Annotated in this window: 10 protein-coding genes; 2 read left to right on the top strand and 8 right to left on the bottom strand. The window is 57.7% G+C overall.

From position 1 onward, the window contains the following. Position 1 precedes the first annotated feature (1 nt). A complete protein-coding gene (hmgA, locus tag PMI36_RS19080; RefSeq protein WP_008070516.1) occupies positions 2-1,306 on the bottom strand; it encodes a homogentisate 1,2-dioxygenase in 1,305 nt (434 codons plus the stop codon). A gap of 164 nt (positions 1,307-1,470) precedes the next feature. Here hmgA and PMI36_RS19075 point away from each other — a divergent pair, with 164 nt between their 5' ends. Then, positions 1,471-2,250, top strand: coding sequence for an IclR family transcriptional regulator (locus tag PMI36_RS19075; protein WP_008070517.1), 780 nt, complete (start codon positions 1,471-1,473; stop codon positions 2,248-2,250). Positions 2,251-2,267: 17 nt separating this feature from the next. Here PMI36_RS19075 and PMI36_RS19070 read toward each other — a convergent pair whose 3' ends face one another. The 4 genes from PMI36_RS19070 to PMI36_RS19055 form a co-directional block, all read right to left on the bottom strand. Further along, positions 2,268-5,714 (bottom strand): dermonecrotic toxin domain-containing protein, encoded by a 3,447-nt coding sequence (locus PMI36_RS19070; protein ID WP_008070519.1) that lies wholly within the window; start codon positions 5,712-5,714, stop codon positions 2,268-2,270. Positions 5,715-5,878: 164 nt separating this feature from the next. Continuing rightward, complete coding sequence (locus PMI36_RS19065; RefSeq protein ID WP_008070521.1) at positions 5,879-8,434, bottom strand: LuxR C-terminal-related transcriptional regulator; 2,556 nt, start codon at positions 8,432-8,434, stop codon at positions 5,879-5,881. A 140-nt stretch (positions 8,435-8,574) separates the two neighbouring features. Continuing rightward, a complete protein-coding gene (locus tag PMI36_RS19060) occupies positions 8,575-9,942 on the bottom strand; it encodes a DUF1329 domain-containing protein (RefSeq protein ID WP_008070523.1) in 1,368 nt (455 codons plus the stop codon). 23 nt (positions 9,943-9,965) lie between these two features. Further along, the gene (locus PMI36_RS19055; RefSeq protein ID WP_008070525.1) at positions 9,966-11,759 is read right to left on the bottom strand and encodes a DUF1302 domain-containing protein; all 1,794 of its coding nucleotides are present in this window, start codon (positions 11,757-11,759) and stop codon (positions 9,966-9,968) included. 668 nt (positions 11,760-12,427) lie between these two features. Between PMI36_RS19055 and PMI36_RS19050 the strand changes: the two genes are divergently transcribed. Then, positions 12,428-13,195 carry an N-acetylmuramoyl-L-alanine amidase gene (locus tag PMI36_RS19050; protein ID WP_008070527.1) on the top strand — a complete coding sequence of 256 codons (768 nt, stop codon included), beginning with the start codon at positions 12,428-12,430 and terminating at the stop codon, positions 13,193-13,195. A gap of 76 nt (positions 13,196-13,271) precedes the next feature. On the opposite strand, the gene PMI36_RS19045 is transcribed toward PMI36_RS19050, so the two are convergent. From PMI36_RS19045 to PMI36_RS19035, 3 genes are all read right to left on the bottom strand, one after another. Continuing rightward, positions 13,272-14,183, bottom strand: coding sequence for an SDR family oxidoreductase (locus PMI36_RS19045; protein WP_008070528.1), 912 nt, complete (start codon positions 14,181-14,183; stop codon positions 13,272-13,274). A gap of 110 nt (positions 14,184-14,293) precedes the next feature. Then, positions 14,294-15,196 carry an alpha/beta fold hydrolase gene (locus PMI36_RS19040; RefSeq protein ID WP_008070529.1) on the bottom strand — a complete coding sequence of 301 codons (903 nt, stop codon included), beginning with the start codon at positions 15,194-15,196 and terminating at the stop codon, positions 14,294-14,296. Next, on the bottom strand, positions 15,197-15,979 hold the full coding sequence (locus PMI36_RS19035; protein WP_008070530.1) for a class II aldolase/adducin family protein: 783 nt from the start codon (positions 15,977-15,979) through the stop codon (positions 15,197-15,199). Positions 15,980-16,024 lie beyond the last annotated feature (45 nt).

Genomic DNA, 16,024 nt, shown 5'->3' on the forward strand with positions numbered 1-16,024 from the left:
GTTATCTCCGGGTCGGGTCGAAAGTCGCGGGCAGTGTGGCCCAGCAGGCGTCGTAATTGTTTTGCAATTGTGGGCAATCCAGGGCAAATCGGCTCGGGCGCAACACTTGGCTGGTCTCGAACATGAAAGCCATGGTGTTGTCGATTTTAGCCGGCGCCAGTTCCGCGTTGATCGCCTTGGTGCAGGTCTCGCCGTCGGGGCCGTGGGCGCTCATGCAGCTGTGCAACGACGCACCGCCAGGCACAAAACCTTCGGCCTTGGCATCATATTCGCCCTGGATCAGGCCCATGAATTCGTTCATCAGGTTGCGGTGGAACCACGGTGGACGGAATGTCTTCTCGGCGACCATCCAGCGTGGCGGGAAGATCACGAAGTCGAGGTTGGCCAGACCATGCACGCTGGTCGGCGAGGTCAGGACGGTGAAAATCGACGGATCCGGGTGATCGAAACTGACCGTGCCAATGGTATTGAAACGGCGCAGGTCATATTTGTACGGCACGTTATTGCCGTGCCAGGCGACCACGTTCAGCGGCGAATGATCGAGCTCACAACCCCATAACTGGCCGAGGAATTTCTGTACCAGGGTGGTCGGTTGCTTGAGGTTTTCGTAATGGGCCACCGGCGTCAGGAAGTCTCGCGGGTTAGCCAGGCCGTTACTGCCGATCGGCCCAAGGTCCGGCAGGCGCAGAGGGGCGCCATGGTTTTCCGCGATATAGCCGCGGGCTTGCGGGTCGAGCAGTTCGACGCGGAATTTCAGCCCGCGAGGCAGAACGGCGATTTCCAGCGGTTCCAGCTCCAGCACGCCCAGTTCGGTGGCGATGCGCAAGCGGCCCAGTTGCGGCACCAGCAGCAATTCACCGTCGGCGTTGAAGAACACGCGTTCCATGGAACGGTTGGCGCGGTAGTTATAGATGCTGATCCCGGCCGGCTTTTCCGCACCCGAGTTGGCGGCCATGCTCACCAGCCCGTCAATGAAATCGGTGGGCTCGGTCGGCATGTCCAAGGGGTTCCAGCGCAGGCGATTGGGCGTTACCTCACCCAATGGGCCGCCGGCCAGTTGCCGATCCAGTTTGACGAATGCCGGGTGGTTGGCCGACGGCTGGATGCGGTACATCCAGGTCCGCCGTGCTTCGCTGCGAGCCATGGTGAACGCAGTGCCGGAGAACAGTTCGGTGTACAGGCCGTAAGGAGCTTTTTGCGGGGAGTTCTGGCCGACGGGCAGTGCGCCCGGCAACGCTTCGCTGCTGAATTCGTTGCCAAAGCCTGACTGATAAGCCAGCGCTGGCGCCGTTGAATCGAGGTTCATGGAGCCTCCTGAACGGGGAGTAGGCCGTGGCCTGTCGCTCTGCTGAAGAGGTCTTGGCACGCCCGGGTTATTTTTATCGTAATTCGATTACGCATAACGTAATTTGATTGGTATTGACCGTCAAGCTATAAAGACGCCCATTCGTCCCGGGATCACACCGCCTCATGACCAGCGAAAGCAACGGTAAACAGAAAGTCCGCTCGGCCGAGGTCGGCACCGATATCCTCAAGGCGCTTGCCGAACTGTCGCCATCGACCTCGTTGTCGCGCCTGGCTGAACACGTGCAGATGCCGGCGAGCAAGGTTCACCGCTATCTACAAGCGTTGATCGCCAGCGGTTTTGCCGAGCAGAACCCCGCCACCAACCATTACGGCCTGGGCCGTGAAGCGCTTCGGGTTGGCTTGGCTGCTCTGAACAGTATGGACGTGCTGAAAGTCGCCGCCCTGCCCCTGGCTGAACTGCGCGACGATTTGAATGAGACCTGTTTTTTGGCGGTGTGGGGCAATCAGGGCGCGACAGTGGTGCACATCGAACCGGCCGTGCGCGCGGTGACAGTGGTCACGCAATTGGGCTCGGTTTTACCGTTGCTCAGCTCCTCGACCGGGCTGGTGTTCAGTGCCTATTTGCCCCATCGCGAAACCGATGAGTTGCGCGATCTCGAAGTTCGCGCCGTCGACGTTCATCCGTTGGCCGATGAGCAGGCTTACACCACATTGTGCGAGCAGATCCGCGAACGCGGCTTGCACCATGTTCACGGCCTGCTGATGCCCGGCGTGGATGCGTTGTCGGCGCCAGTGTTCAATGCGGTTGGGCAGGTGGCCGCGGTGATGACCATTGTCGGCCCGGCCTCGTTGTTCCATGCCGATGAAAACGGCCCGGCGGCGCAGCGGTTGTTGGCGGCGACGCGGGCCGTGAGTTGGCGGATGGGGTATCAGCCTGAGTAACGGCTGACCCGGCAGGATCAGTCTGTGATTCGGGTTTTACTGTCCTGAATCAGGTACGTGGACGTCACCGCAGTGACATAGCCAACGCCCACCGGAACGCCGGTCGCGGTCGACACAATTTCGGAGATGTCCTTGATCCGCGACAACATGCCCACCGCCGAAGTCGACGTGCCAACCCCCGCGACGATGCCCACATACAAGAGGATGGTGCTTCTCCAGGCCGAGGCGAGGTAGGCTTTACCGGCATCTTCGTCGCCCAGGCTGTAGGCAATCACACCCTGAACGATCGACCGCGTGATACGCAGGACGCTGGCCACCAGAGCCACTGGAGGGATAAACAGCGAGATGACATCCACCACCAGTTCTGCGCCGATCATCACGTTACGCCAGAAAATTTCCGCACGCGTGCTCGTCTGATAGTCGACGTCATAAATAAGCCGCAACACCATACTGTGGTATTCGAACTTGAAGTCGGTCACAGGGTAACTGTCTCGCAACCTTGGCGTCGGCAAGGCACCTGAAGCGTTGCTGCAGCTGTCGACATAACGTTGCACTACGTCTCTGTGTTCCAGCCTGACAAGTCCGACAACCTGATTGCCCAGTGCGTCTTCCTTTAAGCCCTGAGTCAACGACTCAATGGGACGAAATGCCAGGCCATCCGGTGCTTTCGGAATGTAGATCAGGTATTCCAACCTGCCAGCCACGTTGCGCCCGAACGTATAGGCCCCCTCCAACCGTCGCCCCTCGAGCGCCAGCGTATAAACGCCTTCGCCTGGCGCGCCCGCCGTCTGCAACGGAAGCCTATTGTGAGTACGATCATGATCCAGATCCTCGATCAGCCCCTTGAGCCAATTGAAGTGTTCACCGGAAAGAGAGCCCTGAATTTTTTGTGTCAATGCCGCCCTGAGCATTTCGTTCTGCACGGTCTTGCAGTAAAGCTTTGCTTTCAGATCATAAGAAGGCGTTTCCAGAAAATCCTGCCGTAGATACTGCTTATATTTGACGCCCGGCAATAAGTTGATCAACGCAGTGACAGCGGCCTCATTCAAACGCCCCAGCGACGAGTTATCCAGGGAACGGAACGCCACCGATTCATTAGCACGCCAAATCTGCCACTGAATGAACACATTGGTGAGTGTCATCCAATCGTGTCCACGCAACTTGACGCTCACCCGATCCGGGTCGATTTCCGGATGTGGGCCGAATCGACGCAGATAATCGTTCAACGCCTTCATGACCAGTTTTCGTGAGAAGGCGGCAAGCGTTTCGATATGCAGTGGTTCTTTTGATACCTGGTAGATGGCTTTGAAATCTGTGTTCAGCCTTGTGAAAAGTTCGCGATCTTGTACCGCGGCCTTCCTGTACCAGCCGGGTGTGACCACTTGTTCTTCGGCAATTTCCCAGCCGACAATGTTATGGATGGCACCCATCAACGGTCCGTCTTCCATCCCCCCCGCCCATTTCACCAAAGCAACGCCGTCCCACCACCACTGCTGGTACACCGTCGCCGGCTCGACTTCAGATAGATAACTCTTCACGAGATCCGCGCGATCCATGCTGAAAGCCTGCCCGATCAGGAAGTCACGATCGCGCTGCTCGAAACCCCACGCAATGAACTGTCGCTTGAACGCCGTCAGATCGGGGAACTCATACCATTGCTGCCCCGTCGGTGCGCCAGGCGCATAGAGCACATGCATCGAAAGATCAGGCCTTGCACCTCTGGCACGGTAAACGATCATGTCTTTGAACGGTCGGTAGTGGCTGCGAAAAGCAACGCTGTATGCCTCCACGTTCGGATCGCCAAACAGATAGCGCTGCGCGATGTCCCGTGCTTGCGAGCCGATATGTTTTTGAAGCAACGCGGCGAAGTTACTCAGTGCAATCTGTTGACTCAATACTTCTCGCAAGGCGTCTTTAACTTGCGGATCGCTAAGGCGATAACTTCGTTCACTGGCGTATCTCAAACGAAGATCAAATTGCCGGATGGCCTTTTCGATATTGGACGCTGACAGTCGGGGGTTGTAGTGAAATTCTTCAAACTGAATCGTGTATCGCCCTGCAACATCATGCACACCGTACATGAACAGCTGTGTCAGGGTTTTACGCTGGACATGCTCGATGTTCCTGGCGCCCATACGCACCGAATGCTTTACCGACACCCAAACGGTATCGGGATCAACGCGATTGGCATCGCCCTGGGAAATATGTTCTTCGACGACACGCCGCACATAGTCCTGAAAGGAAGACAGCCCCCCCATCGCATCATGCAATGCCATCTGGCTTCCGAGCAACGCCCGTTCCAAAGCGGCAAATGTTTCCTGATCAGTGGTGGAAGTGTCCTTCAGCCATTGTGGCCTGGCGTTCATCGTCATCAATGCGAGCAGACGTGCGGTGCGGCTCTTGGCATCACCGTTCAACTCGTGCAGACGTTGAGTCTGCTCAATGGATTGGACGATGCCTGGCAGATCCGCATCTGGCTCCAGCAAACGGCGAATGCCATAAGCAACGTCACGCCGTTGTTTATCCAGAAGGTTGTCGATGACAACCTGGAAAATTTCGCCATGGGTTTTTAAATAACGGATATCAGGAACACTTATGACCTGTTCAGCGTCCTCCAGTGAAATATCTTTTAGCAACTGCGCCCGGCTGTTCGGGTCGCTCAGGCGCTGCTCCAGCGAGCGGTGCATTATTGCCGACGTCTGGAACGTTTCCAGCCCGTTTGCAGGGGTGTAAAGGATGACCCAGTCATCATTGGCAGGTACAAGTTCATCGATGGACCGGCCACTTAAATACATGACGAAACAACAAGCCAGCGTTGCAAATCGTCCGTTTTCCAGTTCCAGAGAAAGACTGTAAGCCGGTGTCTGGGGATTACCCCTGATGTAAATTTCGTAGCTCTTTTCTACTTCCGACCTCACCCCTTGCATTTGTACCGTTGCTTTCAACTCTTGCCAGAAAAGCGCCGCGTACAAGTCCCGCAGATCACTGCTGCGAGAGACCGATTCACGACCTTTGGCATCCTTGCCCAGAGGTGCCGCCCAGTGTTGATCCAGAACTTGCGTGTATTTTTGCGCCAGCGTGCCCAGCACATCGCCGATCAGCGACCCCAGAGCGACCACGTCCAGACCCTCGACCCGGTCCAACTCATCCATGGAGCCGGGCCAGTTATAGACGCCGTACTGACTCGCGTCATAAACAGGAGCGCGCCCACGACTCAGACACTCCATGAACACGTCCATGAACAGACCGGTCGGCTCCTGATTCGCAATGCCTGAACGTCGGGCATTGATGTAAGTCCTGCTGATGTAGACCTCCGGCAACAGTTGCTGAAGTTCCTTTAACAAAACGTCTTGCACGATTGATTTAAACGATGGGGCTTTGTTGAGCACTTCTTCCAGCGCGGCAAAACTTTCAACCACCTTCCCAAGATCTTCCTGTATTAACGGTATTTCCTGAACACCCATATATACACTCCATTAATGCACCTTAAAAATCAGACAACGAAACATTGCCTGAACCAGTGCAATTAACGTAACGCAACCAAAACCAATAATAACACCCACCACCCTTTGCAAAACATTAAATATCCAAGACATCAAAACAGATTCACAACATAATTAAAAAACAATTAACCGCACAAACCCAGCATTCTTGCCCTTGCCACTGCATGCGTCCTGCGTTCGACCCCTAACTTTCCATGAATTCGCCGGACATGTGTTTTAACGGTATGCAATGAGATGAACAACTTATCGGCTATTTGTCGGTTCGAATTTCCTGACGCAATCAACTCAAGCACTTCCACTTCCCTCAGGCTCAGTGGACTTTCATTAATATCCTTGTCAGGCAATGGCTCGTTTTTATCGATCATGTGCAATTCCGACAAGAGACCGGGACAACGCCTGTTCAACTGCGCCAACAACGGCTGCAAGTTACAACGGTTCGCCTTCGCTACGCCTTTTTCGAAAAACTGCCGGGCATTCCCCTGTTCGCCCACCATGAAGGCCGCCTCGGCCATCGCCAGCAGAAGCTCGGCTTCCAGGCTGATCATCCCGTTCGCTTGTGTGTTCTCAAGCAGGGTGGCGAGTCGAGCCAAGGGATCCTCCACCCGTTGCAGTTTGACCTCGGCCAGAATCAACAAATACTCAATCCGCGGAATCAACTCCAGTGTCGCCGGAGGGGCCTGCCTGGCCTGTGGCCCCCGATAATGTTTGAGCACCCGGCTCAACGCCTCACGGGCCAGTTCGGGACGCCCCTGTTGCAACCAGCACTGACTGCTGACCTGCAACAGAGCACCACGGTAGACCGTGTCCGGAATCTGCCGCTGCTGCATCAATCGCTCGGCGTCGCGCAGGCGGACGAAGGCTTGGGCGTAGTCGCCCTGATTGGCCGCCAGTTGTGCCTGCCCGAGAAAACCGTACAGCGCACGTTTGTCTTGATTGCGAACGCAGTCCTCCAGCCCGGCCTGAAAAAAATCCGCAGCCTGCTCATCCAGCCCCTGACACAAGGCCAGGCGCCCTCGACGCAAGGCAATTCGCCCCAGTAGAGGCACTGCGCGGTCTGATTGCAGGCAAAGCAGTTCATGCATATTGGCGAGCAGACTTTCAGCGCGCCCGGGGGCTCCACGTTGCTCCAGCAATTGCGCATGATCGAGTTCCATCAAGCCCTCGAACACCAGCGAACCTTGCGCCCGCGCCAGGCACAGCGCCTCGCGGTTATGTGCATGTGCCACATCGAGTTCGCCCCTTAGCAAGGCCTGTTGCGTCAGACCGGACAAACACATCAGGCGCGCCGTCCAGCATTCGGGATCGAGCGCGCTCAACGCATCAAGGAAATGCGCGCGTGAAGTCTCCATTCGTCCCTGCAAATGCAGTAGCCAACCCTGCAGGGCCTGCCAGCGTGCAATCAGTTGACGCTGAAGCACCGCCGAGGGTTGAGGCGTGAAATGCGCCAAATGAGCAATGCAGGCAGTTGCCTGTTCGAAACGCCCGGCGAACAACAGCGCAGCGGTAATCAAGCCCACCAATTGCGGGCTGCCCAGCGTCAATTCCTCGCCTTGCTGCTCGTGCAAACGCAGCAACAGCACGACCATTTGCTCTTCGAACAAGTGCTCGAAACTGAAGTGCTGCAACAGGCTGACTGCCACTTCGTATTCCTCGGCGAGCAATGCCTGTTCGAAGGCCGATTTCCAGTCCTGTTCAGTACAGAACCACTGGCATGCACGCCGATGCCAAGAGCGTCCCGCCGGCCATTGCTCATCGCGCAACAACTGCGTGAACGGGGTGAAAATCTGCAGCCAGTCGCTGGAGTCCCCCCAAGGTTCGATAAAACAGCCCAGCGCTTGCAAGGTCCGCAAGTATTGAGCGCCCTCCCCGGCTCCGAACAGGTGATCGCACAGCCGGGCATTGAAGCGGGGCAAGTGGGCCAGCACGCGCCAGGCCTCGCTCAACTCAGGTGTCAGCGAGCTGAACAACTCATGCTCCAGGTAATCGAGCAAGGTGGCCGCCCGTCCCAGGGAGTTGTCCTGACGTGACCAGTCGCACTTGTGCAGCAATGCAATCCGTACACCGGCACACCAGCCGCCGGTGCGCTGGATAATCCGACTCGCCACCTTGCCGGCTTGCTCGGGTACCCAGGGCTGCAATATCTGCTCGACTTCACCTTGCGTGAAAGCCAGCGAAGCGTTCTCGCACTCGTACAACTCATCATCGAGCAGCAACCTTGGCCAGTTGCATTGCGGCCGGCGGCGGGCACCCAGCCACCAGGTCAGCATCGGGCTGCTGATCGCCAGCATGCGATCCAGTAACTGATCCAGCTCCGGGTTCGGCAGACGGCAATAGTCATCGAGAAACAACCAGGTGGGCGTCTGCAATCGCGCCAGATCGCCCAGCAACCCGGTTTCATCCGATGAGGCCAGGCCCAACGTTTCTGCCAGACGCTGACGAAAATCCGCCGCGCTCCACGCCACGCCAGACAATGGCAACCAATGCACCCGGCATTGGGTTGGCGCCTGCAACAGGCATTCGGCGAGCAACGCGCTCTTACCACTGCCGGCGGGTGCGCAGAGTAATTTCACCCGGGCCGTCGAAGCCAATAACGGCTCGCTTAAACGAGCCCGCGACAGGTGATGAGAGGACAGGCGGGGCAGGAATCCAGAACGGTCCAGACACGGAGTCATGGCGGTCATTGCGGCGTGCCTTTTTATAATTGTCCGGCCACCGTAGCCTTCTGTAACCCGCTTGTTGAGAAGTATTCAGGACGCTGATTGGCGCCCATAAAAAAGGCGACCCGCAGGTCGCCTCTTGTGATGCCAATGTATCAAAACCCTTACCGAACGCCCTCGGCGCGCAGGGCCGATGGGGTGTAGTCCGCAGACTTGGCGTCGAAGCCGAATTCGAAGCTGTGCTTCTCTTCGTTCTTCATTCCCAAGGCAATGTATCGGCCGGCAATGATGTCGTAGAGCGCCTCCAGGGTGTAGGCCGGCGTCTGGTGATCGTAGTAATACTGGGCGTGACCTTCAGCCACTCGCCAGAGTTGACCGCGACCGTCGTAGTGATCCGCCAGCGCCACTTGCCAGCTGTCTTCGTCGAGGTACATATGGCGCTTGGCGTAGATGTGCCGCTCGCTCGGCTTGACCGTGCCGACCACTTCCCAGACCCGGTGCAACTCGTAACGGGTCAGGTCCTGATTGATGTGCCCGGCCTTCACCACGTCATCGTACTTGAGGCTCGGCGAGTCGAGTTTGTAGCTGTTGTAGGGAATGTACATTTCCTTTTTGCCGATCAGTTTCCAGTCGTAGCGATCCGGCGCACCGGAGAACATGTCGAAGTTATCCGACGTGCGCAGGCCGTCAGCGGCGGTGCCCGGCCCGTCGTAGGCCACTTGCGGCGCGCGTCGCACTCGACGTTGGCCGGCGTTGTAGATCCACGCCAGACGCGGCTCTTTCACTTGGTCGAGGGTTTCATGCACCAGCAGCACGTTACCAGCCAAGCGTGCCGGCGCGGTCACCGACTGCTTGAAGAAGGTCAGCACGTTGGCGCCTTTTTCCGGGTCCAGGTCCTTCATCAATTGCGGTACGGCGATCTCTTCCTCGAAGCGGATCGGCGTGAAGCTGCCGTTGGTCTGTGGGGTCACCTGGGTAATGATGCGGCGCAGGTTGCCGCCGTGATAACGGGTGATGTGGTTCCACAGCACCTCGACGCCGTTCTTCGGAATCGGGAACGCGTAGTAGCGATTGCCGGTGAAATTGGCCAGGCCGTTACCGTCGTTGATGCTGTTCACATTCAGCGCGCTGCGCTTGGCCGACTCGTAGATTTCCGCCGGCAGGCCCACGGTGCGATGGGTCGGGTAGACCGGGATCTTGTAGGTTTCCGGGTAGCGCTTGAACATCGCCACCTGACCATCCGAAAGCTTGTCCTTGTACTTATCAACGGTTGCAGCAGTAATGGTGAACAACGGTTTTTCGCTGGCGAACGGGTCAGCCAGGAAGCCTTTGCTGTCGACAGCGCCAGCGTTTTTCGGAATGCCACCGGTCCAGGCCGGGATCGAGCCGTCGGCGTTGCCGGCCTTCTCGGCGCCCAGCGGCGTGAGTGTGTTGCCAAGCTTGTTGGCTTCTTCCGGCGAGACCGCCGCCATCACGTTGGCGGCCAGCAGGCTCAGGGCCAGGGCGCCGCATTGCAGAATCATCTTGCGCATTAACATCATCCTTCTCAGCCAGATCAGAAGTTCACACCGAAGCTCAGCGCCAGGAAGTCACGGTCTTCCAGGACGTTGTAGTCACCGCCGAAGAAGTCGGTGTAACTGAGGCTCGCGGTATAGGTGTTGCGGTAATCGGCATCGACACCGACGCTGACCGCCTTGGCGCCTTCGTTGAATAGCCCGTTGGGACCGTAGCCGGCGACGTCATGGGACCAGGACAGGTTGGGTTTGAGGTTGATCCCGCCGATCACGTTGGCGTAATCGAGGATCGCCCGAGCGCGGTAGCCCCAAGAGGTAGAGGTGACAAAGCCATCGGTGTCGCCACCGAAACCGTACTGGCCGTAGACCGAATCACGGCCGTAACGCAGCTTGCTCCGCGACTCCAGACCACCGACTCGTACCACCGCGGCTTCACCGACCAGGGTTAGCCGTTGGGCGCCCAATACCTGGTCGAAAAAGTGCGTCAGGGTGCTTTGGACCTGGGTCACTTCCTTGCGGCGATAACCCGTGTTGTCGGCACCTGGCCGGGTCGCGACAGGCGATGCGGCGCCGCCGGCGATCGGGTTAAGCAACGCCAGGGTCAGGTCGTTGGTATTGACCTGCACCGGAGCGTTGGGCCGGTAGCTGATTTCGCCGGTCCAGGCAGTCCCGGTGGGCAAAGTGGTGGAGAAGCTTGCGCCGTACAGACGAATGTCTTCCGGATATTCGAGGTAATACTGGCCGCGCCCGAGCATCACGCTTTGCGCCAGGCCCGAGCCGCTGCCCGGGGCCAGACGGTTGGCAATGCTGACCATGCCCGGCAGGCTGGCCAGTGTCGACAGCCCGGCGGTGGAGGTGCCAACGGTCGGTGTGCGACTGTGATAGTTCATGAAGTAGAGGCCGTATTCGGTGTCGTCACCGAGCCAACGCAAGGCGGTGCCCCACTGCCCTGAATCCCGGGCATCGCGGTCGCCGCCACGGGGCACGATGACGCCCTCTCGGGTGACCTGAATAGGTTGGCCAAAGGCTGACGCCAGCGGCGCCAACGGGGCAATCGCCGGGCTGCCGACGGTATAACCGTTGTTGCAGCCGTCCGCCGCCACGTCGACGCCGAAGAAAGTGCCGCAGTTGTCGAGAACGGTCTGATCCCACTCCAGTTGGTAGAAACCTTCCACCGTGAGCTGATCGGTCAGGCCCTGGGAAGCGAACAGCATGTTCACCGGAATCAGGCCTTCCTTGATCTCCGCACCCGGACGACGGAATGCGGAAACGTCGACCGGGTTGATGCTGTTGATCGAGTTGCCGATGAAGGTACTTTCACCCCAGCTGACCACCTGCTTGCCGGCGCGCACGGTGCCCGGCAGATCGGCGATGGAATAGTTGTGATAGACGAATGCATCGAGGATCTGTGCGCCCGAAGACTTGGCGCCTTCTTTGCGACCGCTGTCGCTGATCTGTTTGAACTCGCGGTCTTCGTCCTTCAGCTCGAAGTCGTACCAGTACTTGCCACGGACGAACACGCCTGTGTCGCCGTATTTTAATTCCAGGTCGTGGATACCTTTGAAGATCTTGGAGAAGGTCTCGCCTTTCTTGAAGTTCAGGCGCCCGTCATCACCGGTCGAAGACTGGCCGGTACCGCCGTTGACGGTGCCCACCAGTGACTTGTCGGCATCGCGCATGCCCCAGCTCGCGCCGACGGACAACGAGGAATCGAACTGCCCCTCGATTTCGCCGATGTTGAATGAAACAGCCTGCGCCTGGGCACAGCAGCCCAAGGCCACCGCAGCGGCCAGCGCTTGCGGTTTGAAGATGGCGCGCATTGTTGTTTTTGTCATGCGTCTTCCCCGGTGAGTGACAGAAGGCCCCACCCTACTGCCGCGTGCCGGGAGCGATAAGCGCACCAAGGAGGTATTCGCGTTGTACCTCCAAAGGATGAATGCCCGCATGGGACGGGGGTTTGCGCGGGTTATGGATGGGCTGGATGGGGGGGTATCAACGCAACGCATGGCGTGTGGGAGGGGCTTGCTGCCACTGTTACTCATGCTGCAACAGTTCATGTCACGAATCGCTATTTTTCCTTTTGGCTCAAGGCCTTATTCTTGCCGGGCTTTCACGGCAATCGGCCGGAAAGCACGACGCAATGGCGAGTGCCCGTCCACGCCATTGGCGATAGGTTTCAGATGAATTGAAGCTATTCGACTCATCGCCCTGTGTTCACTGACGTTGATTTATTGCTCCTTGATCAATCGTCTTACTTTGGCCGCTGCGTATGAAGCGGCCTTTTTTATGGGCGGTGGTTTTGTGACGGTGGCGAAGAGTTGCATGAAGTAAAAGTGGCGCCCATTGCTTAATCAAATCTAACTTTCTATTTCCTACACACATCTCGGAAAGCAACTACATAGTTCTGTAATCACGCGAAGCGCCCTCGCGATTAAAGTTAAAAACAAGTCAGCCATTCTTTTGCACGTTGACTTTAACCTAATTAATTTCGAGCAATACTTCCATGAAACCTATTGATTACAACAAATACCGCTCCACCAAAAGTTTCAACACCCGAGTACGCTTTCTGATTTTCCACTACACCGCTGGCAACTTCTCCAGTTCGGTCAACGCACTGACCGGCCCGAATGTCAGCGCCCACTACTTGGTTCCCGACATCACCGATCCGAGCTACTTGAAAGCAGGTTATACCGGGCAGGAAGTTTTCAATCTCGTCGACGAAACCAAGCGTGCGTGGCATGCGGGCGTCAGTACTTGGGGCAATCGAAGCAATCTCAACGACACGTCTATCGGCGTTGAAATCGTCAACCTAGCAACGTTTAGCCAAGGAGTTTTCAACTTTCCGCCGTATCAGCCAGAACAAATTGCCGCCATTGAGGAGTTGGCGTTAAACATCCTTGAACGTTACCCGGATATCAGCCCGACCCTTGTTCTGGGGCACTCGGATATTGCGGTCGGACGCAAGAGTGACCCAGGGCCGAAATTCCCCTGGCATGCCCTTTACTTGAAAGGCGTCGGTGCCTGGTTCGACGATGCCACCCGAGACACCTTTCTGCAGCAATACAACGAGACCGGCATTCCAGCCCGAAGCGACTTGCTCAAACTGTTCAAGACTTACGGATACGACGTTTCCGGTGCGTCAACCGAACAAGGCTTCACACACCTTGTTCGGGCCTTTCAGTTGCACTTTCGCCCGGAAACGTACGACGGGATCATGGATGTGCAAACAGCAGCGAATCTGGCGGCATTGGTTGACAAGTATTTTCCTTGAAGACCGCTGCAAACCAGATGTCGGGCCCGACTATCAAGAACCAGCAAGGTCAAGAACGATGACCTTGCTGGCTTAATTAAATCGAATGCTTCTGCAAATTCGCCATCATTTCCTTCAGCGCTTCAAGGTTGTCCTGCGGGTGCGCCGCGCCTTCAAAATCGCAGATCTGTTGCCAATGCGCTGCCACATCTTCGGGGGAGAAACCAACCCGCGGATCAAACCCCGCGCCGAGGCTTCGCTCCCAGCGCACCTTGCCCATCCAGCCGCCACCGACTTCAAACAGCCCGGAGGTTTCCTGGCAGTTCTCGCTGGCGAGGTACACCACCAGCGGGCTGACCAGTTCTGGCTTGAGTTGTTCAAAGACTTGCGGCGGGATCAGGCCTTCGGTCATGCGGGTGCCGCCGGTCGGGGCGATGGCGTTGACCAGAATGTTGTTCTTGCGGCCTTCGATGGCGAGGGTGCGGGTCAGGCCATAGAGGCCGAGTTTGGCCATGCCGTAGTTGGACTGACCGAAGTTGCCGTAGATGCCCGAAGTCGAGGCGGTGAAGATTACGCGGCCATAGTTTTGCTCGCGCATGTGTGGCCAGGCGGCGCGGGTGACCTTGTAGGCGCCTTCGACGTGGACGCGGTAAACCAGGTCCCAGTCGCTGTCGTCCATTTTGTGAAAGGTCTTGTCCCGCAGGATGCCGGCGTTGTTCACCACGACATCGACACGGCCAAAAGTGTCGAGTGCATGCTGGACGATTTTGTCACCGTCGGTGACGGAGTCGTGGTTGGCCTCGGCGGTGCCGCCCGCTTCGCGAATCTCCATCACCACACGATCGGCAGCCGATGCATTGGCGCCTTCGCCTTGAGCCGAACCGCCGAGATCATTGACCAGCACTTTGGCGCCCTGCTTTGCGAACAACAGCGCGTGCGCCCGCCCCAAGCCACCGCCCGCACCGGTGACGATCACCACTTTATCTTCGAAGCGCACAGACTCATTCATGGGGAACTCCAGCAGGCCAAGGGACAAGGAGTGCGAGTGTCAGCCACAGCGCTGCCGGTCACAATGAACACGGGGGCGGCTGAATGGTGCGCAATAAGGCAGCGGGATAGTCAGGAACAGGCCGCTTTGCGCGGCGGTGAAACCAGCCGATCGCGAAATTCCAGATAGTGCTTGAGTACCTGCGCCGGCGCTTCGATCTGCGGGTAATGGCCAATCTCAGGCAGCAGGACCGTATCCGGGGCGGGAATCAGTTGCCGATAGCGCGCCACCATGTGCCCGCCAGAAACCGGATCGACCTCGCCATCGATGACCCGCAATGGCACCTCGCCACGTTGCATGGCGCTGACCCAACGCTCACGCTGGACACGGCGCTGCGGGATATAACTGATCAATTTGTGCATGATCCGTTGCCCGTGATTGCTGTCGACCAGGCTCCAGAAATCATCCAGTTCGCTTTCCGTAGGCCGGGTCTGTGGGCCAAAGATCTGCTGGAAACTCTTCACCAGCGCGTCACGGCTAAAGGCTCGCCCGATCATCCAGCCGAAGGGGCTGAGCAGGAGTTTTTGCATCAATACCGGACGATGGGTTTCGGGAAACAGCCCGCCATTGAGGAACACGCAACTGGCGATATCAGCGCGCGTTTCATAGTGCCGGGCCAACAGTTCCTGGGCCACGCTGTCGCCATAATCGTGTGCCAAAATATGAACGGGCTGGTCAACGTTCAGATGCGCCAGTAAGGCCTGCTGCAAATCGGCCTGTTCCAGCAGGCTGTAGTCGTGGTTCACCGGTTTGGCCGAATCGCCGAAGCCGAGCATGTCGCAAGCAATTACCCGGTAGCGCTGTGCCAGCGGCTGCCACAGGTAATGCCAGTCCCAACTGGCTGTCGGGAAGCCATGAATCAGCAACAGCGGCTCGCCTTGCCCCGCGGCCCAATAGCGCAGGGTCTGACCGCCGAATACGAACGTCTGGCCGCGCTTGCGCCAGACACATAGCGGAATCTCGGCGAGTGCCATTTAGAGTTTATAACCCGGGTCTTGTTTATCGAGTTTGCGCAGCAGCGCCGGCCAGGCCAGCGCGCCGCCCATCCCTTGAGCACTTTTGGTGACACCGGCGATCATCGCCTTGGCGCCTGCCAGAATCTGCGGTTCGATGGCAATCAGCTCTGCGCCACCGTTCTGCGCCAGCACCTGAATTTCGCAGGCGCGCTGAAAGGTAAACATCATCAGGAACGTGTCGGCGATGGTGCCGCCACAGGTCAACAGACCGTGGTTGTGCAGCATCAGGAAATTGTTTTCGCCAAGATCGGCTTGCAGTCGCGCCTTCTCTTCATGGTTCAGCGCAACACCTTCATAAGCGTGATAAGCCAGGCTGGAAAGAACGAACAAGGACTGCTGACTGATCGGCAAGATGCCCTGCTTCTGTGCCGATACCGCCACCCCCGCCGCGGTGTGGGTGTGCAGTACACACACGACGTCATGACGGACTTCATGCACGGCGCTGTGGATGGTGTAACCCGCCGGGTTGATCTCGTAAGGACTGTCCATCAGCTTGTTGCCGGCCTGATCGACCTTGACCAGGCTCGACGCGGTGATTTCATGGAACATCAGCCCGAACGGGTTGATCAGGAAGTCTTCAGTGCCCGGCACCTTGGCCGAAATATGCGTGAAAATCAGATCGTCCCAGCCGTGCAAGGCGACCAGACGATAACAGGCGGCCAGATCGACGCGGGTCTGCCATTCGGCGGCACTGACTTTGTCTTTGATGCTGTGGGGCGATTGGACGGGGGCTACGCTCACGGCAAGGATTCTCTTTTTTATTTTTCTGGGTTTTTATTGTTTTTT

The organism is Pseudomonas sp. GM79 (genome assembly GCF_000282495.1).
Classification (GTDB): domain Bacteria; phylum Pseudomonadota; class Gammaproteobacteria; order Pseudomonadales; family Pseudomonadaceae; genus Aquipseudomonas.